This window comes from Desulfofustis glycolicus DSM 9705, assembly GCF_900130015.1.
Classification (GTDB): Bacteria; Desulfobacterota; Desulfobulbia; order Desulfobulbales; family Desulfocapsaceae; genus Desulfofustis; species Desulfofustis glycolicus.
The window spans coordinates 1-14,229 of sequence record NZ_FQXS01000032.1 but is presented as its reverse complement, the minus strand read 5'-3'; the positions used below and the strand labels follow the sequence as shown (position 1 = coordinate 14,229).

Genomic DNA, 14,229 nt, shown 5'->3' with positions numbered 1-14,229 from the left:
AGCCGGCCGGGTGCGGCAGCTGTTCGACGAGGTGGCGGCATCGTTGCTGCCGCACAAAAAAACGTAATACCGGGAAGACGCAATGGGAGAAACGACGAGCAAGGATCCGCTGCATGGCATAACGCTTGAGCAAATGGTGACTGACCTTCAAGCCGCTTTCGGCTGGGAGGGTCTGGCTGCAAAAGTGCATATCCGCTGCTTCCGCGAAAATCCGTCGATTTCTTCAAGCCTCAGGTTTCTTCGGCGAACGCCGTGGGCGAGAACGAAGGTTGAACGTTTATATCTCAAGTTGATCGGCGCGAAACGGCCGGCAAGCAAAAAGAACAGGAATTATAATGGCACAAGATGATGTTGACCAGTATCTCCAAGCCACTTCCTTTATCGATTTCGATAAAGCTGAAGTTCGGTCTTTTGCCGAACGGGTCTGCAGGTGGCAGGGCGGCGACAGCCTGAAGGAAAAGGCGATCCGGCTCTACTACGCGGTGCGCGACGAGATTCGTTATGATCCTTATGACATTCGCTATTCGCCGGAGGCATTACGTGCGAGCACGGTAATCGGCAAGGGATCAGGCTATTGCGTCGCCAAGGCCGTGGTCCTTGCCGCCGTCGGTAGACAACAGCGTATTCCGAGCAGGCTGGGTTTTGCCGATGTCCGCAACCATCTGTCCACATCCCGGCTTCGCGAGGCGATGGGTACCGATTTGTTTTTCTATCACGGCTACACCGAGTTCTTTCTGGAAGGGCGGTGGGTAAAGGCGACGCCGGCCTTCAACCTTTCATTGTGCCGGCGGTTTCAGGTCAAGCCACTGGAATTTGACGGTGAACACGATGCTGTATTCCATGAATACAACCAGGAGGGCCGGCGGCACATGCAGTATATCGCGGATCATGGCAGTTATGGTGATCTGCCATTTGAGGAAATCTTTGCCGCCTATCGCCACCACTATCCTGCCATGTTTGCCAATCTTTCCGGAATTTCAGGTGATTTCCATGCCGAAGCGGAAGCGGAGCGAACCGGCCGATAGCGTATCGAGAGTGACGGCGGGCCGGGACGGCGGCCAGCGGTTGCGCGCATGGTGGGCAGGTCGAAGCCGCGACGGAGCGGTGTGCCGGCGCGCGGTGATCTTTTCTGCGGCCGGCTCGTTCGCCGGTCATGGCATGGGAGGTTAATACTGGGAGAACGGCTCCAGGCCGAAAACACCGCGAGCCCGGTCGCACAGGGTGTTGCCGGTATCGTTTTCCCAGGAGCGCCGGAACGTGCGACAGGTCGATGGCCGGTGTTGGTATATTCGGCACGTGACATGGCCGCCGACTGTTCCCAGCAGGGCCAGGCATCGAGGGTGCCTGGCCTTCGTTCCTTTCATGAAACGGCTCGTCTCGCCGTGGGGCAGAGAGAGGTCGAACAGTTCGTTGTTGCCGGTGCTGTTGGTTGCTTCGTTACCGGGAAAAGAAACGAGATAGAAGGCACAGCAGGCGCCGCACCGTTGGCACGGGCTGCACACCGGCGTGGTGCGGAGACCGTCCGAGGCTGTTGCTGTTATCGGAGCGAGGGTGATTTCGGGAAGTGCTGTCGGTGAGTGGGCTGTGAGCGGCAAACCGGTTGCCGTTTCCGGGCCGGCAGGGGCAGGGGGTACCCGTCTTTGTCGCCAGGGAAGCCACGGCATAACAGTCTCCATAAAGCGTCATTGTTCGGTCTTGCTGGCCGGAAACGGCAACAACGCCAGAGACTGAAGAAGCGGGCGGCCCACCGGTTCGGCAGGTGGGAAGCGCTGCATACTCTACCCTATTGTCGAGGGAAAAGAGATAGTTATTTTGTGCACACCACCTTGCTTGTCGCTGCCGTTTGAAGAACGGTCGTCGCTTGACGAACGGTGGGCGAGACAGTAACAGTGGAGGAACATGCCGGTAGTGGGCGGCTACGGAAACGGTGGAGGGTGATGGACAGGCACCGGTTGACAATACTTCATACCTCGGATTGGCATATCGGGCGGACCCTGTATGGACGCAGCCGGTTCGCCGAGTTCGAGGCCTTTCTCGACTGGCTCGCCGCAACCATCGAGCGGGAAGGAGTCGATGTCCTGCTCGTCGCCGGCGATGTCTTCGATACCAGTGCGCCGGGTAACCGGGCGCAGCAATTGTATTACCGGTTTCTCTGCCGCGTGGCGGACTCTGTCTGCCGGCACGTGGTGGTCATCGCCGGCAACCATGATTCGCCGTCATTTCTGACAGCTCCCAGGGAGTTGCTTCGGGCGCTCAATATCCATGTCGTTGGCACGGTCGGCGATCGTCTGGAAGAGGAAGTGCTTGTACTGGCGACCGAAGAAGGGGTGCCGGAGGCTATTGTCTGTGCCGTTCCCTATTTGCGTGATCGGATGATCCGTAGCGTTGAGGCCGGAGAGAGCGTTGCCGACAAGGAACGGAAGTTGGTCGAAGGGATCCGGGAGCACTATCGAGTGGTCGTCGATCGTGCCGAAACGATCCGGGCGGATCTCGGGCTGCCCATTCCCATCATCGGCATGGGCCACCTGTTTACGGCCGGCGGACAGACCATCGATGGAGACGGCGTGCGCGAGCTGTACGTCGGTTCGCTGGCCCATGTCCCGGCCGGGATCTTTCCGGAGGTTCTCGATTATCTGGCTCTTGGGCATCTGCATATTCCGCAGCTGGTGGGCGGCTGTCAAGCGCGGCGCTACAGCGGTTCGCCGCTACCCATGGGCTTTGGCGAAGCGCGACAGAACAAGAGCGTCTGCCTGGTCCGCTTCACTCCGGCCGAATCCCTGCAACCGCCGCTGATCAGTACGATAGCGATACCGGGTTTCCAGCGCCTTGAGCGTGTGACCGGGGGCTGGCAGACCATTGCCGGTACCATAGAAGAACTGGCGGCGGCCGGGACGCAAGCCTGGCTGGAGGTGGTCTATGACGGGGAAGAGCTTATCGGCGGTCTGCGCGAGCGGTTGGACGAGATGGTGGCCGGAACCGATCTGGAAATTCTCCGCATCAAGAACAGCCGCCTCTTCACCAGGGTTCTGGAACAGAACACCAGCGAAGAGAGACTTGATGACCTCGATGTCCACCAGGTATTCACTCGCTGTCTTGAAATCAACGAGGTGCCTGGGGAGCAGTGGGAATCGTTACGGCACGCTTACCGGGAGGCGGTGATTTCCCTGCTCGAGGATGACTCCGAGAGGGACGAGCGGGAGATGTGATGCGAATTCTTCACGTTCGATTCAAGAACCTCAACTCCCTGGCCGGGCAATGGGAGATCGATCTGAGCGACCCGTCTTTCACCGCCGATGGGATCTTTGCCATTGTCGGCCCGACCGGTTCCGGCAAGACGACTATTCTCGATGCCATCTGTCTGGCCTTGTACGGGCGGACCCCGCGTCTCACCAGAGTGACCAAGAGCGGTAATGAAATCATGTCCCGCCAGACCGGCGAGTGCTTTGCCGAGGTAACGTTTGCCACCCAGGCCGGTCGTTATCGTTGTCACTGGAGCCAGCACCGGGCCCGCCGGCGGCCTGACGGAGAATTGCAGGCACCCCGCCACGAAATCGCCGATGCCGATTCGGGCGCCATTTTCGAGACGAAGATGCGCGGGGTTGCTGAACAGATCGAAACGGCAACCGGCATGGATTTCGATCGCTTCACTCGATCCATGATGCTGGCCCAGGGCGGATTTGCCGCTTTTCTGCAGGCGGCTCCGGACGAGCGGGCGCCGATTCTCGAGCAAATTACCGGCAGCGAGATTTACAGCCGTATCTCCATTCGGGTCCATGAGCGGCGGCAGGACGAACGGAAAAAGCTCGATACCGTGCAGGCGGAACTGGCCGGGATGAACCTTCTCAGCAAAGAGCAGGAGCAGCAGCTGGTTGCAGGCCTGGAGCAGAAAGTCGGGCAGGATACGGCATTGAGTGACCAGTTGGCGGAGGCAACCCGGACGCTCAACTGGCTCGATGAGATCGAACGATTGGTCCATGCCGGCACCGTCATCCGGCAGCAGAAAGAGGACCTGCAGCAGAGGATCGACTCCTTCGCCCCCGAGCAGGAGCGGCTTCACCGTGCCGTTGCGGCCCTCGAGTTGACGGGAGAGTATGCCACCCTGGTGTCGCTGCGCGGCGCCCAGGAGGCGGACCGTAACGAGTGGCAGATGTGCCGGGAGACGCTGCCGTCGCACCTCTCGGCCGCCCAGTTGACAACCGCGGCTGCGAGTGCGGCCGGTAAACGGTGCGAAGCGCGCAAAGCGGAGCAGCAACAGGAGCTGCCGGTTATCCGCACCACTCGAGAACTGGACCTGACCATCAGGGAGAAGGAGACAGCGTTGCAAACGGCTGTTGAGGCCGTAGCGGAGAAGGAGCAAACCGTGGCGGCGCTACGACAACAGCAGCAGCAGGGAGCGGCGCGACAGGAGACGACGCAGCGCCTTCTCGCCGAGGTGCAACGGTACCTCGAAGAAAACAAGGTGGATGAAGGTCTCGTAGAGAGCCTGAGCGAGATTCGCGGACGGTTTGAGACGCTGCGAACGCTTCAGCGACAGCAGATCGACACGGGCAAAGAGGCGGAGCAGGCGGAGCAGGCACTGCATGCCGCTATCGAGCGTCGACAGGCACAAGCCGAGACTCTGGCGGCGACGCGCCGGGAGCGGGACGTCAGACAGCAGGCGTTGGCCGACAAACGGACGGAACTCACCGACTTGTTGGCCGGTCGGGACGTGAGCGGCTGGCGTGACGAGCTGACGTGCCTGATGGAACAAAAAAATGTGCTGGTCAGACTTGAGGATGCGGTCTCATCCTTGACGGTGCACCGGCAGGCGGTCGAGCATTCGGCGCAGCGGCAACAGGCCCTGAAGGCGGAGCAGGCGGCTCTGGCGGAGCAATTGCAACAGTGGACCGGCAAAGAGGCGGACCTGGAGGAGCAGGTTCGCCAATTGGACGACCGGTTGTCCCTGCTCAAACGCATTGAGAATTTTGCCGATGCGCGACCACTATTGAAGGACGGAGAGCCCTGCCCGCTCTGCGGTGCCAGGGAGCATCCGTTTGCCAAAGGCGAGCCCCCCGCTGCTGATGAAGTCCGCGAAAAACGAGAGGCGCTCAGGAGTGAATACAAAGCGGCACTCGATGCGCGTTCCCGCGTCCAGATCGAGCAAGCGCGGGTCGGCAAGGACCTTGAACAGCTTGCCGTCGACGTTCGGGAACATGAAAAATCAATCAAGGAAGCTGAAGCGCTGATCAATGAAATCGGCGCGGCTGTCGAACTGGACGCTGCTGCTGACGATCTGACCGCGACCATCAAGCAACTCCGCGCCGCCAACGCTGCGGCAGTGCAACAGGTGAGTGTGCTTGTCAAACAGGCCGATGGCATAGAGAAAGCCTGTGGCGCCCGGCGTGACGCTTTAGACCAAGCCAGGGAAGCGGTGACGGCGGGTGAGACTGATTATCAGGCGGCCGTTCATCAGAGTGACACGGCGCGCCGCCAGCTGGAGTACCTTACTGCCGAGATCGGGGCGTTGGAGCGGCAGCTGCAACGGCTCCTTGACTCATTGCGAGCCGATGTCCGGCTGTTTGGCATCGAGACTGTCTCCATTGATTCGGCAGAGCAGGTGCAGGTCGAGCTGACCGAACGACGGGATCGCTGGCTAGCTCGGCTGCAGGAGCAACGGCAACGGGGACAGGAACTCGCCGCCCTGGATATGCAAAACCGGCACCGCGCCGAACTGATCGAGGCCGCCGCCCGGGAGTGGCAAACGCTGAACCGACGGCTCGAGCTTCTCGAAACAGATCGTGATACCCTGTGCCGGAAGCGGCAGGAGCTCTTCGGCGATAAATCTCCGGAGCAGGAGGAGAAACGGTTGACCGATGGTCTCGAGGCCGCCGATCAAGAGCTGGTATCGGCCCGGCAGCAACAGCATGAGGCCGACCGGGAACTCGGCCGGCTGCAAGCCCGCCTCGAATCATTGGCCGGCTCGCTGGCACAGAGAGAGAGCCGATTGTCTCAGCAGGAAGCTGCGTTTCGGGATCGGCTGATAGCGGCAGGTTTTGCGGATGAGCGCGGTTTCAACGAGAATTGTCTGCCCGAAGATCAACGAGCGGCCCTGTCGCGGCAGGCACAAGCGCTTGCCGACGAAAAAACCAGACTCATGGCCAAAGAACGCGATACTCTGGAACAACTGGAGAAAGAGCGAAGCAAGCAGCTCAGCGATCAGCCCCGGGAAGAGATTGGCCGGCGTCAGGCTGAACTGGTTGCCGCCCAGAAAGCGATTCAGCAAGAGATCGGCGGTATTCGTCAACAACTGGCAGAGGATGCGCGATTGAAAGAAACCCAGCGTCAACGACTTCTGCTCGCTGCAGCCCGGCAGCGTGAATGGGAGCGCTGGGACCGGCTGCATGGGCTGATTGGTTCGGCCGACGGCAAAAAATATAGAAATTTCGCCCAGGGGTTGACCTTTGAATTGATGGTCGGCCACGCTAATCGCCAGTTGCAGAAGATGTCCGATCGTTACCTGCTGATCCGAGACCGTACGCATCCATTGGAGTTGAGCGTTATCGACAACTATCAGGCCGGCGAGATTCGCTCGACCAAGAATCTCTCCGGTGGCGAGAGCTTTCTCGTCAGCCTGGCACTGGCGCTCGGCCTGTCACAAATGGCCAGCGACAAGGTGCGGGTCGACTCGCTCTTTCTTGATGAAGGATTTGGCACGCTGGACGATGAGGTGTTGGATATGGCGTTGGAAACACTGGCGAGTCTACAGCAGGACGGCAAGCTGATCGGTGTGATCTCGCACGTCCCGGCGCTCAAGGAGCGGATTGCCGCCCGGATCGAGGTTATTCCCCGGACGGGTGGGAGAAGCAGGATCGTTGGTCCGGGGTGTCGGCGCTGCGAAGCAGGGTGAAGGCGAGGCGCTGCAGTCTGACCGGCAGGACTCTAATCGTGGCGTAGTCACGAGATCGAGATCACGGAAGAAACTGCCAGCGGGCCAGATAGAGTACCGCCAGGTAGCGAACCGATTTCCCGATTCCCACCAGCAGCACGAACAACCATAACTTCACCCGCATCACGCCGGCGATAAAGGTCAGGACGTCACCGCCGAGCGGCAGCCAGGAAAACAGCAGAGTCCAGATGCCGTAGTGCTGAAACCAGCGCTGTGCGCGATCGATCTGCTCCTGTTTGAAATAAAACCAGGGCCGATCCCGATAGTGCAGCAGATAGCGGCCGAGTCCCCAGTTTACTATGGCACCGAGGGTGTTGCCGGTGGAGGCGGCCAGGATGAGCGGTAGTGCCGGTGTGTCGCTGCGGATCAGGGCATAGAGAACCACCTCGGAAGAGAACGGCAATACGGTTGCGGCAAGGAAGGAGAACGAAAACAGGATCAAGTAGGGGGTCATAGGCTCCTTGCCCGTCGACGGTAACTATCCGAGTGGTTATGGGGAGCTTGAAAAATTCTGAATTCCGTTCAAGATCGAGGCGCGCAAGAAAATATTACCGCAGGCATAGATGATATTCCGAGGATAAAATTTGATTGTGCAACGATGAGATTGGACGGAATGACATTTTTTCAAGGTTCCCTTATGTGCTGCCGGTTCCGCCGGGATCTCCTGATGATCGGTGCAGAGAACCGCGAAACCAGGAAAAATAGACACCGGAGAGGCAGAGTGCGGCGGAGATAAAATAGACGGTATGGATGCTTTGCAGGAACAAGCCATAGTTTTCCGGACCGATGGCCTGGCGGCCGATGATCAGTGCCAGCACCACCGTGGCCATGGCCATGCTCAGCATCTGGCCGATGAGACGCATTGTGGCCACCGTTCCCGAGGCCAGGCCGTAGTGACGTTTTTCGACGGCGCCCATGATAGCGCTCATGTTCGGTGAGCTGAACAACGCGAACCCGGTGCCGAGCAGGACCAGGTTGGCAACGATCAGGTACAGGCCGGTATCCGGCTGTAACCTGGTGAATAATGTCACGCCGACCACGGTGATGATCATGCCGGCGGTGGCCAGCAGGCGTGGTTCGATCCGGTCCGAGAGTCTGCCGGCCAGAGGGGAGAGCAGCGCCATCATGATCGGCTGGGCCATCAAAATCAGTCCTGCCGATTGCGGCGTCATCCCCTTGATATACTGGAGATAGAGGCTGAGCAGGAAGGTGACGGCAAAGGTCGCTGAATAGTTGAGCAGGGCCGCCAGGCTGGAAAAGGCAAAAGTCTTGTTCGCGGAAAACAGGGAGACATGGAAGACCGGATAGCGGGCGGCGCGTTGGTGGCGGATGAAGACAACCAGCAACAGAATACCGGCCAGCAGCAGCAGGGTGCCGATCATCGACGGCAGACGGGTGGCGCCGTAGACTAGGGAAAGGATAGCCACCGCGTAGAGTAGACAGGCCGGGATGTCGAGCTGCTGGTTCGGTTCGCCGCGCCATTCCCCCTTCAGATAGCGTTGGGTCAGCAGAAACAGGAAGAGGCCGAGCGGCAGCATGAGCAGGAAGATGCTGCGCCAGCCGAAATGGTGGGTCATCAGGCCGCCGATGAAGGGCCCGGTCGACAGGCCGATGTAGACGGCGGCAACATAGATGCCGATGACGCGGCCGCGCCGCTCGGGCGGAAAGACCGAGGTCAGGATGGCCATGCCGGTGGTGATGAACATCGCCGCGCCGAGTCCCTGCACGACCCGAAAGGTGATTAAGATGGCGGCAGAGCCGGCAAAGGCCGCCGCTGTCGATCCAATCGTATAGACAACCAGGCCGGCGGCAAATACCCGCTTGCGCCCATGAATGTCGGCAATCTTGCCGGCCGGGATCAGGCCGACGGCAACCGCCAGCAGATAAGCAGTGGCGACCCAGCTCAATTGCACGGCATCCATCTGCAGGTCGGCCTGGATAGCCGGCAGGGCGACGTTGATCGAAGAAATGATGAACGGGCCGACAAAAGAGGTCAGTGTAGCCACGATCAGGGCCGAGCGTTCCAGGGCGGTATGTGTTGCTGGCTGGTGAGGCATGGGGGCGTTTCTCCTGATATCGTTCGAAGGGTGCGCGAGCGATAGTACCGGAATCTAGCGCAATGGCGGGGGCAAGGGAAGGCTTTTGCCGGCAGGTGAGCAGATTTTTAACCGAACCTGTCGTCCCGAGCCGGTAATGGAGTTATGGGATGCGGCGCTGATGTCCGATGCGGGAATGATGCCGGGATACCCGGCCGGATAACTCAAGTGCGTGCCGATCCGTTTAACCGGCCTTGACCTCTTCGTAGGACGGGCAGGCGGTGGTGGCAATGGCAAACGCTTTTCCCCATTCATGCCACTGCTCAACGACGGTGTCGAAAACCATCGGGCAGATATCATCTTTTCCGGTTACCGACTGCGCCAGTTTTTCGGTGGCTTCGAACCACGGAGCCGCCGGCCGGTCGCCGGAACAGAGTGCGGCAAGACGGCAGCAAAGATTGAGCAGTTCGGCCACGTTCCTGGTGGTCGATTCTCCCAATTCGCTGGTGTCCAATTCTTCGTGAAAACCGGCAGCCAACGCATACGTGGCGGGAAGTCCCCAATCCAGAAAGAGTTCCGCGGTCAACTCGGCGCTGTCGATAGCAAAGCGCATCCTCTCCATGGTCTTTCTTGTTTCACAGGACGCATCTTCTGCGAGGATAATCTCATATTCATCCGGAAACACGCTGGCCAGGACCAACTCGCCCATGTGCGAGAGCAGAGCGCAGGTGAACAGTTCGTCCGGGTCGCTTCCTTTGACATGGCTCGCCAGCGTTTTCCCGGCTATTGCCCGGGCCAGTGAGGTCGACCAAAAGCGTTCGTAGTCGAAGGCTCGGCAAGAGCCCTTCCTGTTGGCAGCCACCAGTGAAAAACAGAGGGCCAGATGGGAAATGGTCTTCATGCCGAGTTTCACGGCAGCGCGTTGAATCGAGGCGACCTGGACACCGGTTGCCAGAAAGGCTGAATTGGCGTATTTCAACACTTCGGCCGATAATGCCGGGTCGGCCTGAACGACGTGGGCGATGTCCTCCAGCGACGCCGCATCGCTCTGACACAGACGCATCACCTGGAGCGCGGTCTGTGAAGGCATTGGCAGTTGGTGGCTGTTTTGCAGGGTCTGAAAAACTTCTCTTCGCGTCGGCATGGCAGTTTTTTGGCGAATCGTCATGATGGAGAGTTCAGTTTCTGCTCAGAGTTTATGATACGAGATCGGTAAAGGCAAGTGAAAGCGCGACCGGATTGTAATGCGTGCCGGCGAATAGATGACTCATCCGTTTGCCTCGCCAATCGTTGGGCAAGGACACGGCGGTGCATCAAATATGTTGCACCGCCGTGGAAATGCGCTATAGGAAAGAGTGTATGGGAGACGCTGCCGGATGAAGGCAGCGGATGGTCAAGACCCGTAGTTTTGCCGTAATCGTTCGCGGGAGCGGTATAAACCATGTCGCCAGCAGGAGATGGAAATGACGGAGAAAGCTCAGCAACATCCCGGCAAACGGGTGTTGGTAGTAGATGATGAACCTGATATGCGAGGGTTGCTGGCCAGGTTGCTGACCAAAAAGTGCAGCTATGATGTCCGGCAGGCGGAATCGGGCGATCTCGGTCTGGAGATCGTCGCCTTCTGGCGGCCCGATGTCATCATTACCGACGTGAAGATGCCCGGGATGGACGGGGTCGAATTTTTCCGCCGGGTTGGCGAGATCGACCCGACTGTCACGACCATTATCATGACTGGTTATGGGACCGTGGAGATGGCGGTACAAACCTTGAAAAACGGGGCCTACGATTTTTTTGAAAAGCCGTTTGACAACAACCAGATCATCCATGCGGTCACCCGGGCTATGGAGCGAACAGAACTGCTCCGCCAGAAGCGGCAGTTCGAAGCGTTGAGTCGGCAGCTTTCCGAGGAAGGGATGTTCTACGGGTTTGTCGGTCGATCACCGCGTCTCCTTCAGGTGCACGACCTGCTGCGTCGACTTGCACCGAGCAACATGACCGTGTTGATTCGCGGTGAATCCGGGACCGGCAAGGAATTGGCGGCCCGTGCGCTGCATGCCCTGTCCGGCCGAGCCGAGCGGCCGATGGTGACGGTGAACTGCCCGGCCATGCCGGAGCAGATTCTCGAGAGTGAGTTGTTCGGCTATCGCAAAGGCGCATTTACCGGTGCGGATCGTGATAGAACGGGGCTGTTCCTCGAAGCCGATCACTCCACCCTGCTGCTCGATGAAATTGCCGACATTCCTGTTTCCATCCAGACCAAATTACTGCGGGTGCTCCAGGAAAAAGAGATTCAGCCACTTGGTCAGAACCGGAGTTATCCCGTTGATGTTCGGGTAATCGCCTCGACCAACCAGGACATCGAGGCGAAAATCGGCCGTGGTGAGTTCCGGGAAGACCTGTTCTACCGTCTCAATGTGGTAACGGTAACCATGCCGAGTCTTGAGGAAATTCGCAGTGATCTTCCCCTGCTGATCCATTATTTTTTCAATAAATACCGCTTGGAATACGAGCGTCCGGGTTTGGAATTAGGGGAAGACGCCATCCAGACATTGTTGCAGCGACCGTGGCGCGGCAATATTCGGGAACTGCAGAATACCATCAACCGGGCCGTGCTGCTCGGCAGCGGCCAGTGCTTGAGCCGGCAGGATCTGATGCTTGGCCAACCGCTCTCCGAACCGCACGCAGGAGGTCCGGTGCCGGATGTTTTCGATCGACTCCAGTCTTTGACCTATGGTGACGCCAAAGAAATCGTCCTCAAAGAGTTCTCAAAAGCATACCTTCGGGAAGCGATAGCCCAAGCACGGGGAAATATCAGCCAGGCCGCCACTGCCTGCGGCATGGAACGGCAGGCAGTGCAGCGGCTCCTGCGTCGTTATCAGATCGACATCAGTGATCTCCGCGACGGCGTCGCGCAGTAGACCGCTCTTGTCTCTTCCGGGCTCCTGGCTCGGTCGGTTGGGTCGTCCTGCCAGGCACACCTGACCTCCGGCGGACCTGCAACAGATGTGACGCACATGCAGCGAATGTGTTGCGCTGTAACAGCGTCGTATATCTATCATTTTTTTCAATTTCCCTGAAAAGTCGTATAATAAAGAAAGGCTTTCTGAAAACCGGAGGCTCCTTCTTTTTCCTTGGCTGGTAGCCGGCCAATGTGCCCCTCGGACAGCGGTGAAGCAGGGATTTTCCAGGTCCTGGGCGGTCAGCCGAACCGTTCGCCTCGGTCCTGAAACTAAAAACAACGAATGGATTGATCTGGTACGGAATCTGCAATTAAAGCCCGAGTGTCATCGGTGTATGTGTGAACGCAACCCGGATCACGAGGGGGTCACACTATACCGGCGGTGCCGAGCACCTTCATCGGATGGTAACATGAGACGAATTATCGCTGCATCGCTTGCGCTGAGTCCTTTTGTTCTGGTGCTGTTGTCGTGTGGAGAAGCGGCGGCGCTGCAAACCCACGGCGGATCGGAAGGAATCGTGGTGCATCAGTTGGCCCATGTCCAATATATCGGGGCCTTGGGGTATCTGATCTGGGATGTCCGGCGCAGTGGTTTCAGTGGTCTCGGCTGGGGATACCTGCAATGGTTCTGCTGGCTGATGATCGGTTGGAATGCGTTGGCCTTTATCGGTCACCTGGCGCAAATGGCCTTGCCGGAAAGTGCCGTTACCGCCTCGGCGGGATACCTGTCATCCGAGTTGCTTGCCCCGATCACCGCGGGGCGTTGGCTCTATTACCTGACGGCCCTTGATCATCTGCTGATTACGCCGGCCCTGCTCTTCTTGTTGTTGGCCATGCGCTCGTTCTACCATTCGCAGAACGCGGCCGGTAAGGAGGCGGGCTGATGGAAGGCTTATCCCTGTTGCCGGCTATCCTGCTCGATATCATCGGTTCGGCCGCCAATATCGTTTTTTCCTTTTTGGCGCTGCGCTATGCCAAGCTACTGTCGCGAAAGAATCCGGATAACTTTGTTTGGGGATATCTTTTCTACGTGACCTTTGCCATTGCCGCGTTCACGATTTCTCGGGCTGTCGGCCACCTGGTCAAGCAATTCCTGCTGATCGGCGGACAAACTGATATCTGGCAGGCGATCTCTCCGTATTCCGGAGCGTTCAATACCCTGTTCATGATCTCGGTTGCGGCGGTGATGATCTTTTATCATAAGGGGGTGCAGGCCTATGAGGCCCTCGAGCAGGAGGCCGGCAAGCTCAAAGATGTCAACAGCGACCTGGCCGCCGCAGCCAGTCAGCTACGCGATCTCAACCAGAATCTGGAAGAAAAGGTGGAGGAACGGACCGAGGAACTGTCCCGGTCGGAGCGAAAGTTCCGTCATCTTTTTTCAGCCTCCAAAGACATGGTTTTTTTCTGCGATGCGGACGGCCACCTTGTCGACATGAATGACTCCGGTTTTGAGATGCTCGGTTACGAACGTGCCGATGGCGTTCACCTCCACCTGACAGGTCTGTTTGCCGATGCCGGCATGGTCACCACCTATAACGACCTGCTCCAGCGCGACGGCTATATCAAGGATCTCGACGTGGAAATGGTACGACAAGACGGCTCGGTCATTTCGGTGTTACTGTCAGCCACGGTACTTGTCGGCGAAAACGGTGAACTCCAGGGGTCGGAAGCAATCGCCAAGGACCTGACCAAGGTCAAGATCATGCTCGAACAGCTGGCATCGAGTGAAAAAATGGCCTCAGTCGGCCAGATGGCCGCCGGCGTCGCCCACGAGATCAACACGCCGCTCGGCATTATCCTCGGCTATGCGCAATTGCTGATGGATGATTTCGAGGAGGGAAGCGAGCAGTATGAAAGCTTGCAGACCATCGAGCGACAGACAAAGGCGAGTCGCAAGATCGTTGCCGATCTGTTGAAATTTTCACGGCAGTCAGGCAGTACCCGGGACGAAATAGAGGCTCCTCGTCATTTCGTGTGGATTTGATATCATAAGATCAAATCCACACGAAATAGCGAGGAGAAACGTATGAATGGCAACGATATCATAGCATTAGGACTTGGATTAGAGAGACCCTGGGAAATCACCGGCCAATCTCTGAACACCGAGTGCACGCCCCACGAACTGCGGATCACCCTGTCCGCTCCACGGGGAAGCAGTTTCCCTTGTCCTGAGTGCGGAGAGCTGTGTAAGGCCCATGACTTCAAGGAAATGACCTGGCGGCATCTCAACTTCTTCCAGCACCATTGCTATATCACTGCCGACGTGCCACGAATCAAGTGCAACGACCATGGGGTTAAAAGAATCACCG

The 14,229-nt window shown here is 58.4% G+C and carries 12 protein-coding genes; 8 read left to right on the top strand and 4 right to left on the bottom strand.

The genetic code is table 11. The features are described from left to right. The first annotated feature begins 82 nt into the window (after positions 1-82). Together BUC26_RS19035 and BUC26_RS19030 are read left to right on the top strand one after the other, a co-directional pair. Positions 83-349: a VF530 family protein gene (locus BUC26_RS19035; RefSeq protein ID WP_073378650.1), complete on the top strand. Its 267-nt coding sequence runs from the start codon at positions 83-85 to the stop codon at positions 347-349. Next, positions 336-1,025 (top strand): transglutaminase-like domain-containing protein, encoded by a 690-nt coding sequence (locus BUC26_RS19030; RefSeq protein ID WP_073378648.1) that lies wholly within the window; start codon positions 336-338, stop codon positions 1,023-1,025. The genes BUC26_RS19035 and BUC26_RS19030 overlap by 14 nt, the downstream gene beginning before the upstream one ends. Positions 1,026-1,166: 141 nt before the next feature. On the opposite strand, the gene BUC26_RS19025 is transcribed toward BUC26_RS19030, so the two are convergent. After that, positions 1,167-1,664, bottom strand: a complete 498-nt coding sequence (locus tag BUC26_RS19025; RefSeq protein ID WP_161949886.1) for a YkgJ family cysteine cluster protein — start codon at positions 1,662-1,664, stop codon at positions 1,167-1,169. Between the two features lie 288 nt (positions 1,665-1,952). On the opposite strand from BUC26_RS19025, the gene BUC26_RS19020 reads away from it, so the two are divergent. Both BUC26_RS19020 and BUC26_RS19015 read left to right on the top strand, forming a co-directional pair. Then, positions 1,953-3,206, top strand: coding sequence for an exonuclease SbcCD subunit D C-terminal domain-containing protein (locus BUC26_RS19020; protein WP_073378714.1), 1,254 nt, complete (start codon positions 1,953-1,955; stop codon positions 3,204-3,206). Further along, on the top strand, positions 3,206-6,886 hold the full coding sequence (locus BUC26_RS19015) for an AAA family ATPase (protein WP_073378646.1): 3,681 nt from the start codon (positions 3,206-3,208) through the stop codon (positions 6,884-6,886). The genes BUC26_RS19020 and BUC26_RS19015 overlap by 1 nt, the downstream gene beginning before the upstream one ends. Before the next feature lie 61 nt (positions 6,887-6,947). Here the strand turns inward: BUC26_RS19015 and BUC26_RS19010 are convergent, their stop codons facing one another. The 3 genes from BUC26_RS19010 to BUC26_RS19000 all read right to left on the bottom strand — a co-directional run bounded on the left by BUC26_RS19010 (position 6,948) and on the right by BUC26_RS19000 (position 10,051). Beyond that, positions 6,948-7,379: a YqaA family protein gene (locus BUC26_RS19010; RefSeq protein ID WP_073378644.1), complete on the bottom strand. Its 432-nt coding sequence runs from the start codon at positions 7,377-7,379 to the stop codon at positions 6,948-6,950. A 181-nt stretch (positions 7,380-7,560) separates the two neighbouring features. Continuing rightward, the gene (locus BUC26_RS19005; RefSeq protein ID WP_073378642.1) at positions 7,561-8,982 is read right to left on the bottom strand and encodes an MFS transporter; all 1,422 of its coding nucleotides are present in this window, start codon (positions 8,980-8,982) and stop codon (positions 7,561-7,563) included. A 223-nt stretch (positions 8,983-9,205) separates the two neighbouring features. After that, on the bottom strand, positions 9,206-10,051 hold the full coding sequence (locus BUC26_RS19000) for an HDOD domain-containing protein (RefSeq protein ID WP_161949885.1): 846 nt from the start codon (positions 10,049-10,051) through the stop codon (positions 9,206-9,208). Between the two features lie 373 nt (positions 10,052-10,424). Between BUC26_RS19000 and BUC26_RS18995 the strand changes: the two genes are divergently transcribed. The 4 genes from BUC26_RS18995 to BUC26_RS18980 form a co-directional block, all read left to right on the top strand. Beyond that, a complete protein-coding gene (locus tag BUC26_RS18995; protein ID WP_073378638.1) occupies positions 10,425-11,879 on the top strand; it encodes a sigma-54-dependent transcriptional regulator in 1,455 nt (484 codons plus the stop codon). Between the two features lie 451 nt (positions 11,880-12,330). After that, on the top strand, positions 12,331-12,804 hold the full coding sequence (locus BUC26_RS18990; RefSeq protein WP_073378636.1) for a hypothetical protein: 474 nt from the start codon (positions 12,331-12,333) through the stop codon (positions 12,802-12,804). Continuing rightward, positions 12,804-13,904 carry a histidine kinase dimerization/phospho-acceptor domain-containing protein gene (locus BUC26_RS18985; protein WP_073378634.1) on the top strand — a complete coding sequence of 367 codons (1,101 nt, stop codon included), beginning with the start codon at positions 12,804-12,806 and terminating at the stop codon, positions 13,902-13,904. The genes BUC26_RS18990 and BUC26_RS18985 overlap by 1 nt, the downstream gene beginning before the upstream one ends. A 42-nt stretch (positions 13,905-13,946) precedes the next feature. Beyond that, positions 13,947-14,229, top strand: a 283-nt coding sequence (locus BUC26_RS18980) for a transposase family protein (protein WP_143166075.1), incomplete at its 3' end; no start/stop codon positions are given.

Bases quoted from the DNA above. Each gene is read 5' to 3' on its own strand.
- BUC26_RS19035 (WP_073378650.1), top strand. From the start codon at position 83: ATGGGAGAAACGACGAGCAAGGATCCGCTGCATGGCATAACGCTTGAG.
- BUC26_RS19030 (WP_073378648.1), top strand. From the start codon at position 336: ATGGCACAAGATGATGTTGACCAGTATCTCCAAGCCACTTCCTTTATC.
- BUC26_RS19025 (WP_161949886.1), bottom strand. From the start codon at position 1,664: ATGCCGTGGCTTCCCTGGCGACAAAGACGGGTACCCCCTGCCCCTGCC.
- BUC26_RS19015 (WP_073378646.1), top strand. From the start codon at position 3,206: ATGCGAATTCTTCACGTTCGATTCAAGAACCTCAACTCCCTGGCCGGG.
- BUC26_RS19010 (WP_073378644.1), bottom strand. From the start codon at position 7,379: ATGACCCCCTACTTGATCCTGTTTTCGTTCTCCTTCCTTGCCGCAACC.
- BUC26_RS19005 (WP_073378642.1), bottom strand. From the start codon at position 8,982: ATGCCTCACCAGCCAGCAACACATACCGCCCTGGAACGCTCGGCCCTG.
- BUC26_RS19000 (WP_161949885.1), bottom strand. From the start codon at position 10,051: ATGCCTTCACAGACCGCGCTCCAGGTGATGCGTCTGTGTCAGAGCGAT.
- BUC26_RS18995 (WP_073378638.1), top strand. From the start codon at position 10,425: ATGACGGAGAAAGCTCAGCAACATCCCGGCAAACGGGTGTTGGTAGTA.
- BUC26_RS18990 (WP_073378636.1), top strand. From the start codon at position 12,331: ATGAGACGAATTATCGCTGCATCGCTTGCGCTGAGTCCTTTTGTTCTG.
- BUC26_RS18985 (WP_073378634.1), top strand. From the start codon at position 12,804: ATGGAAGGCTTATCCCTGTTGCCGGCTATCCTGCTCGATATCATCGGT.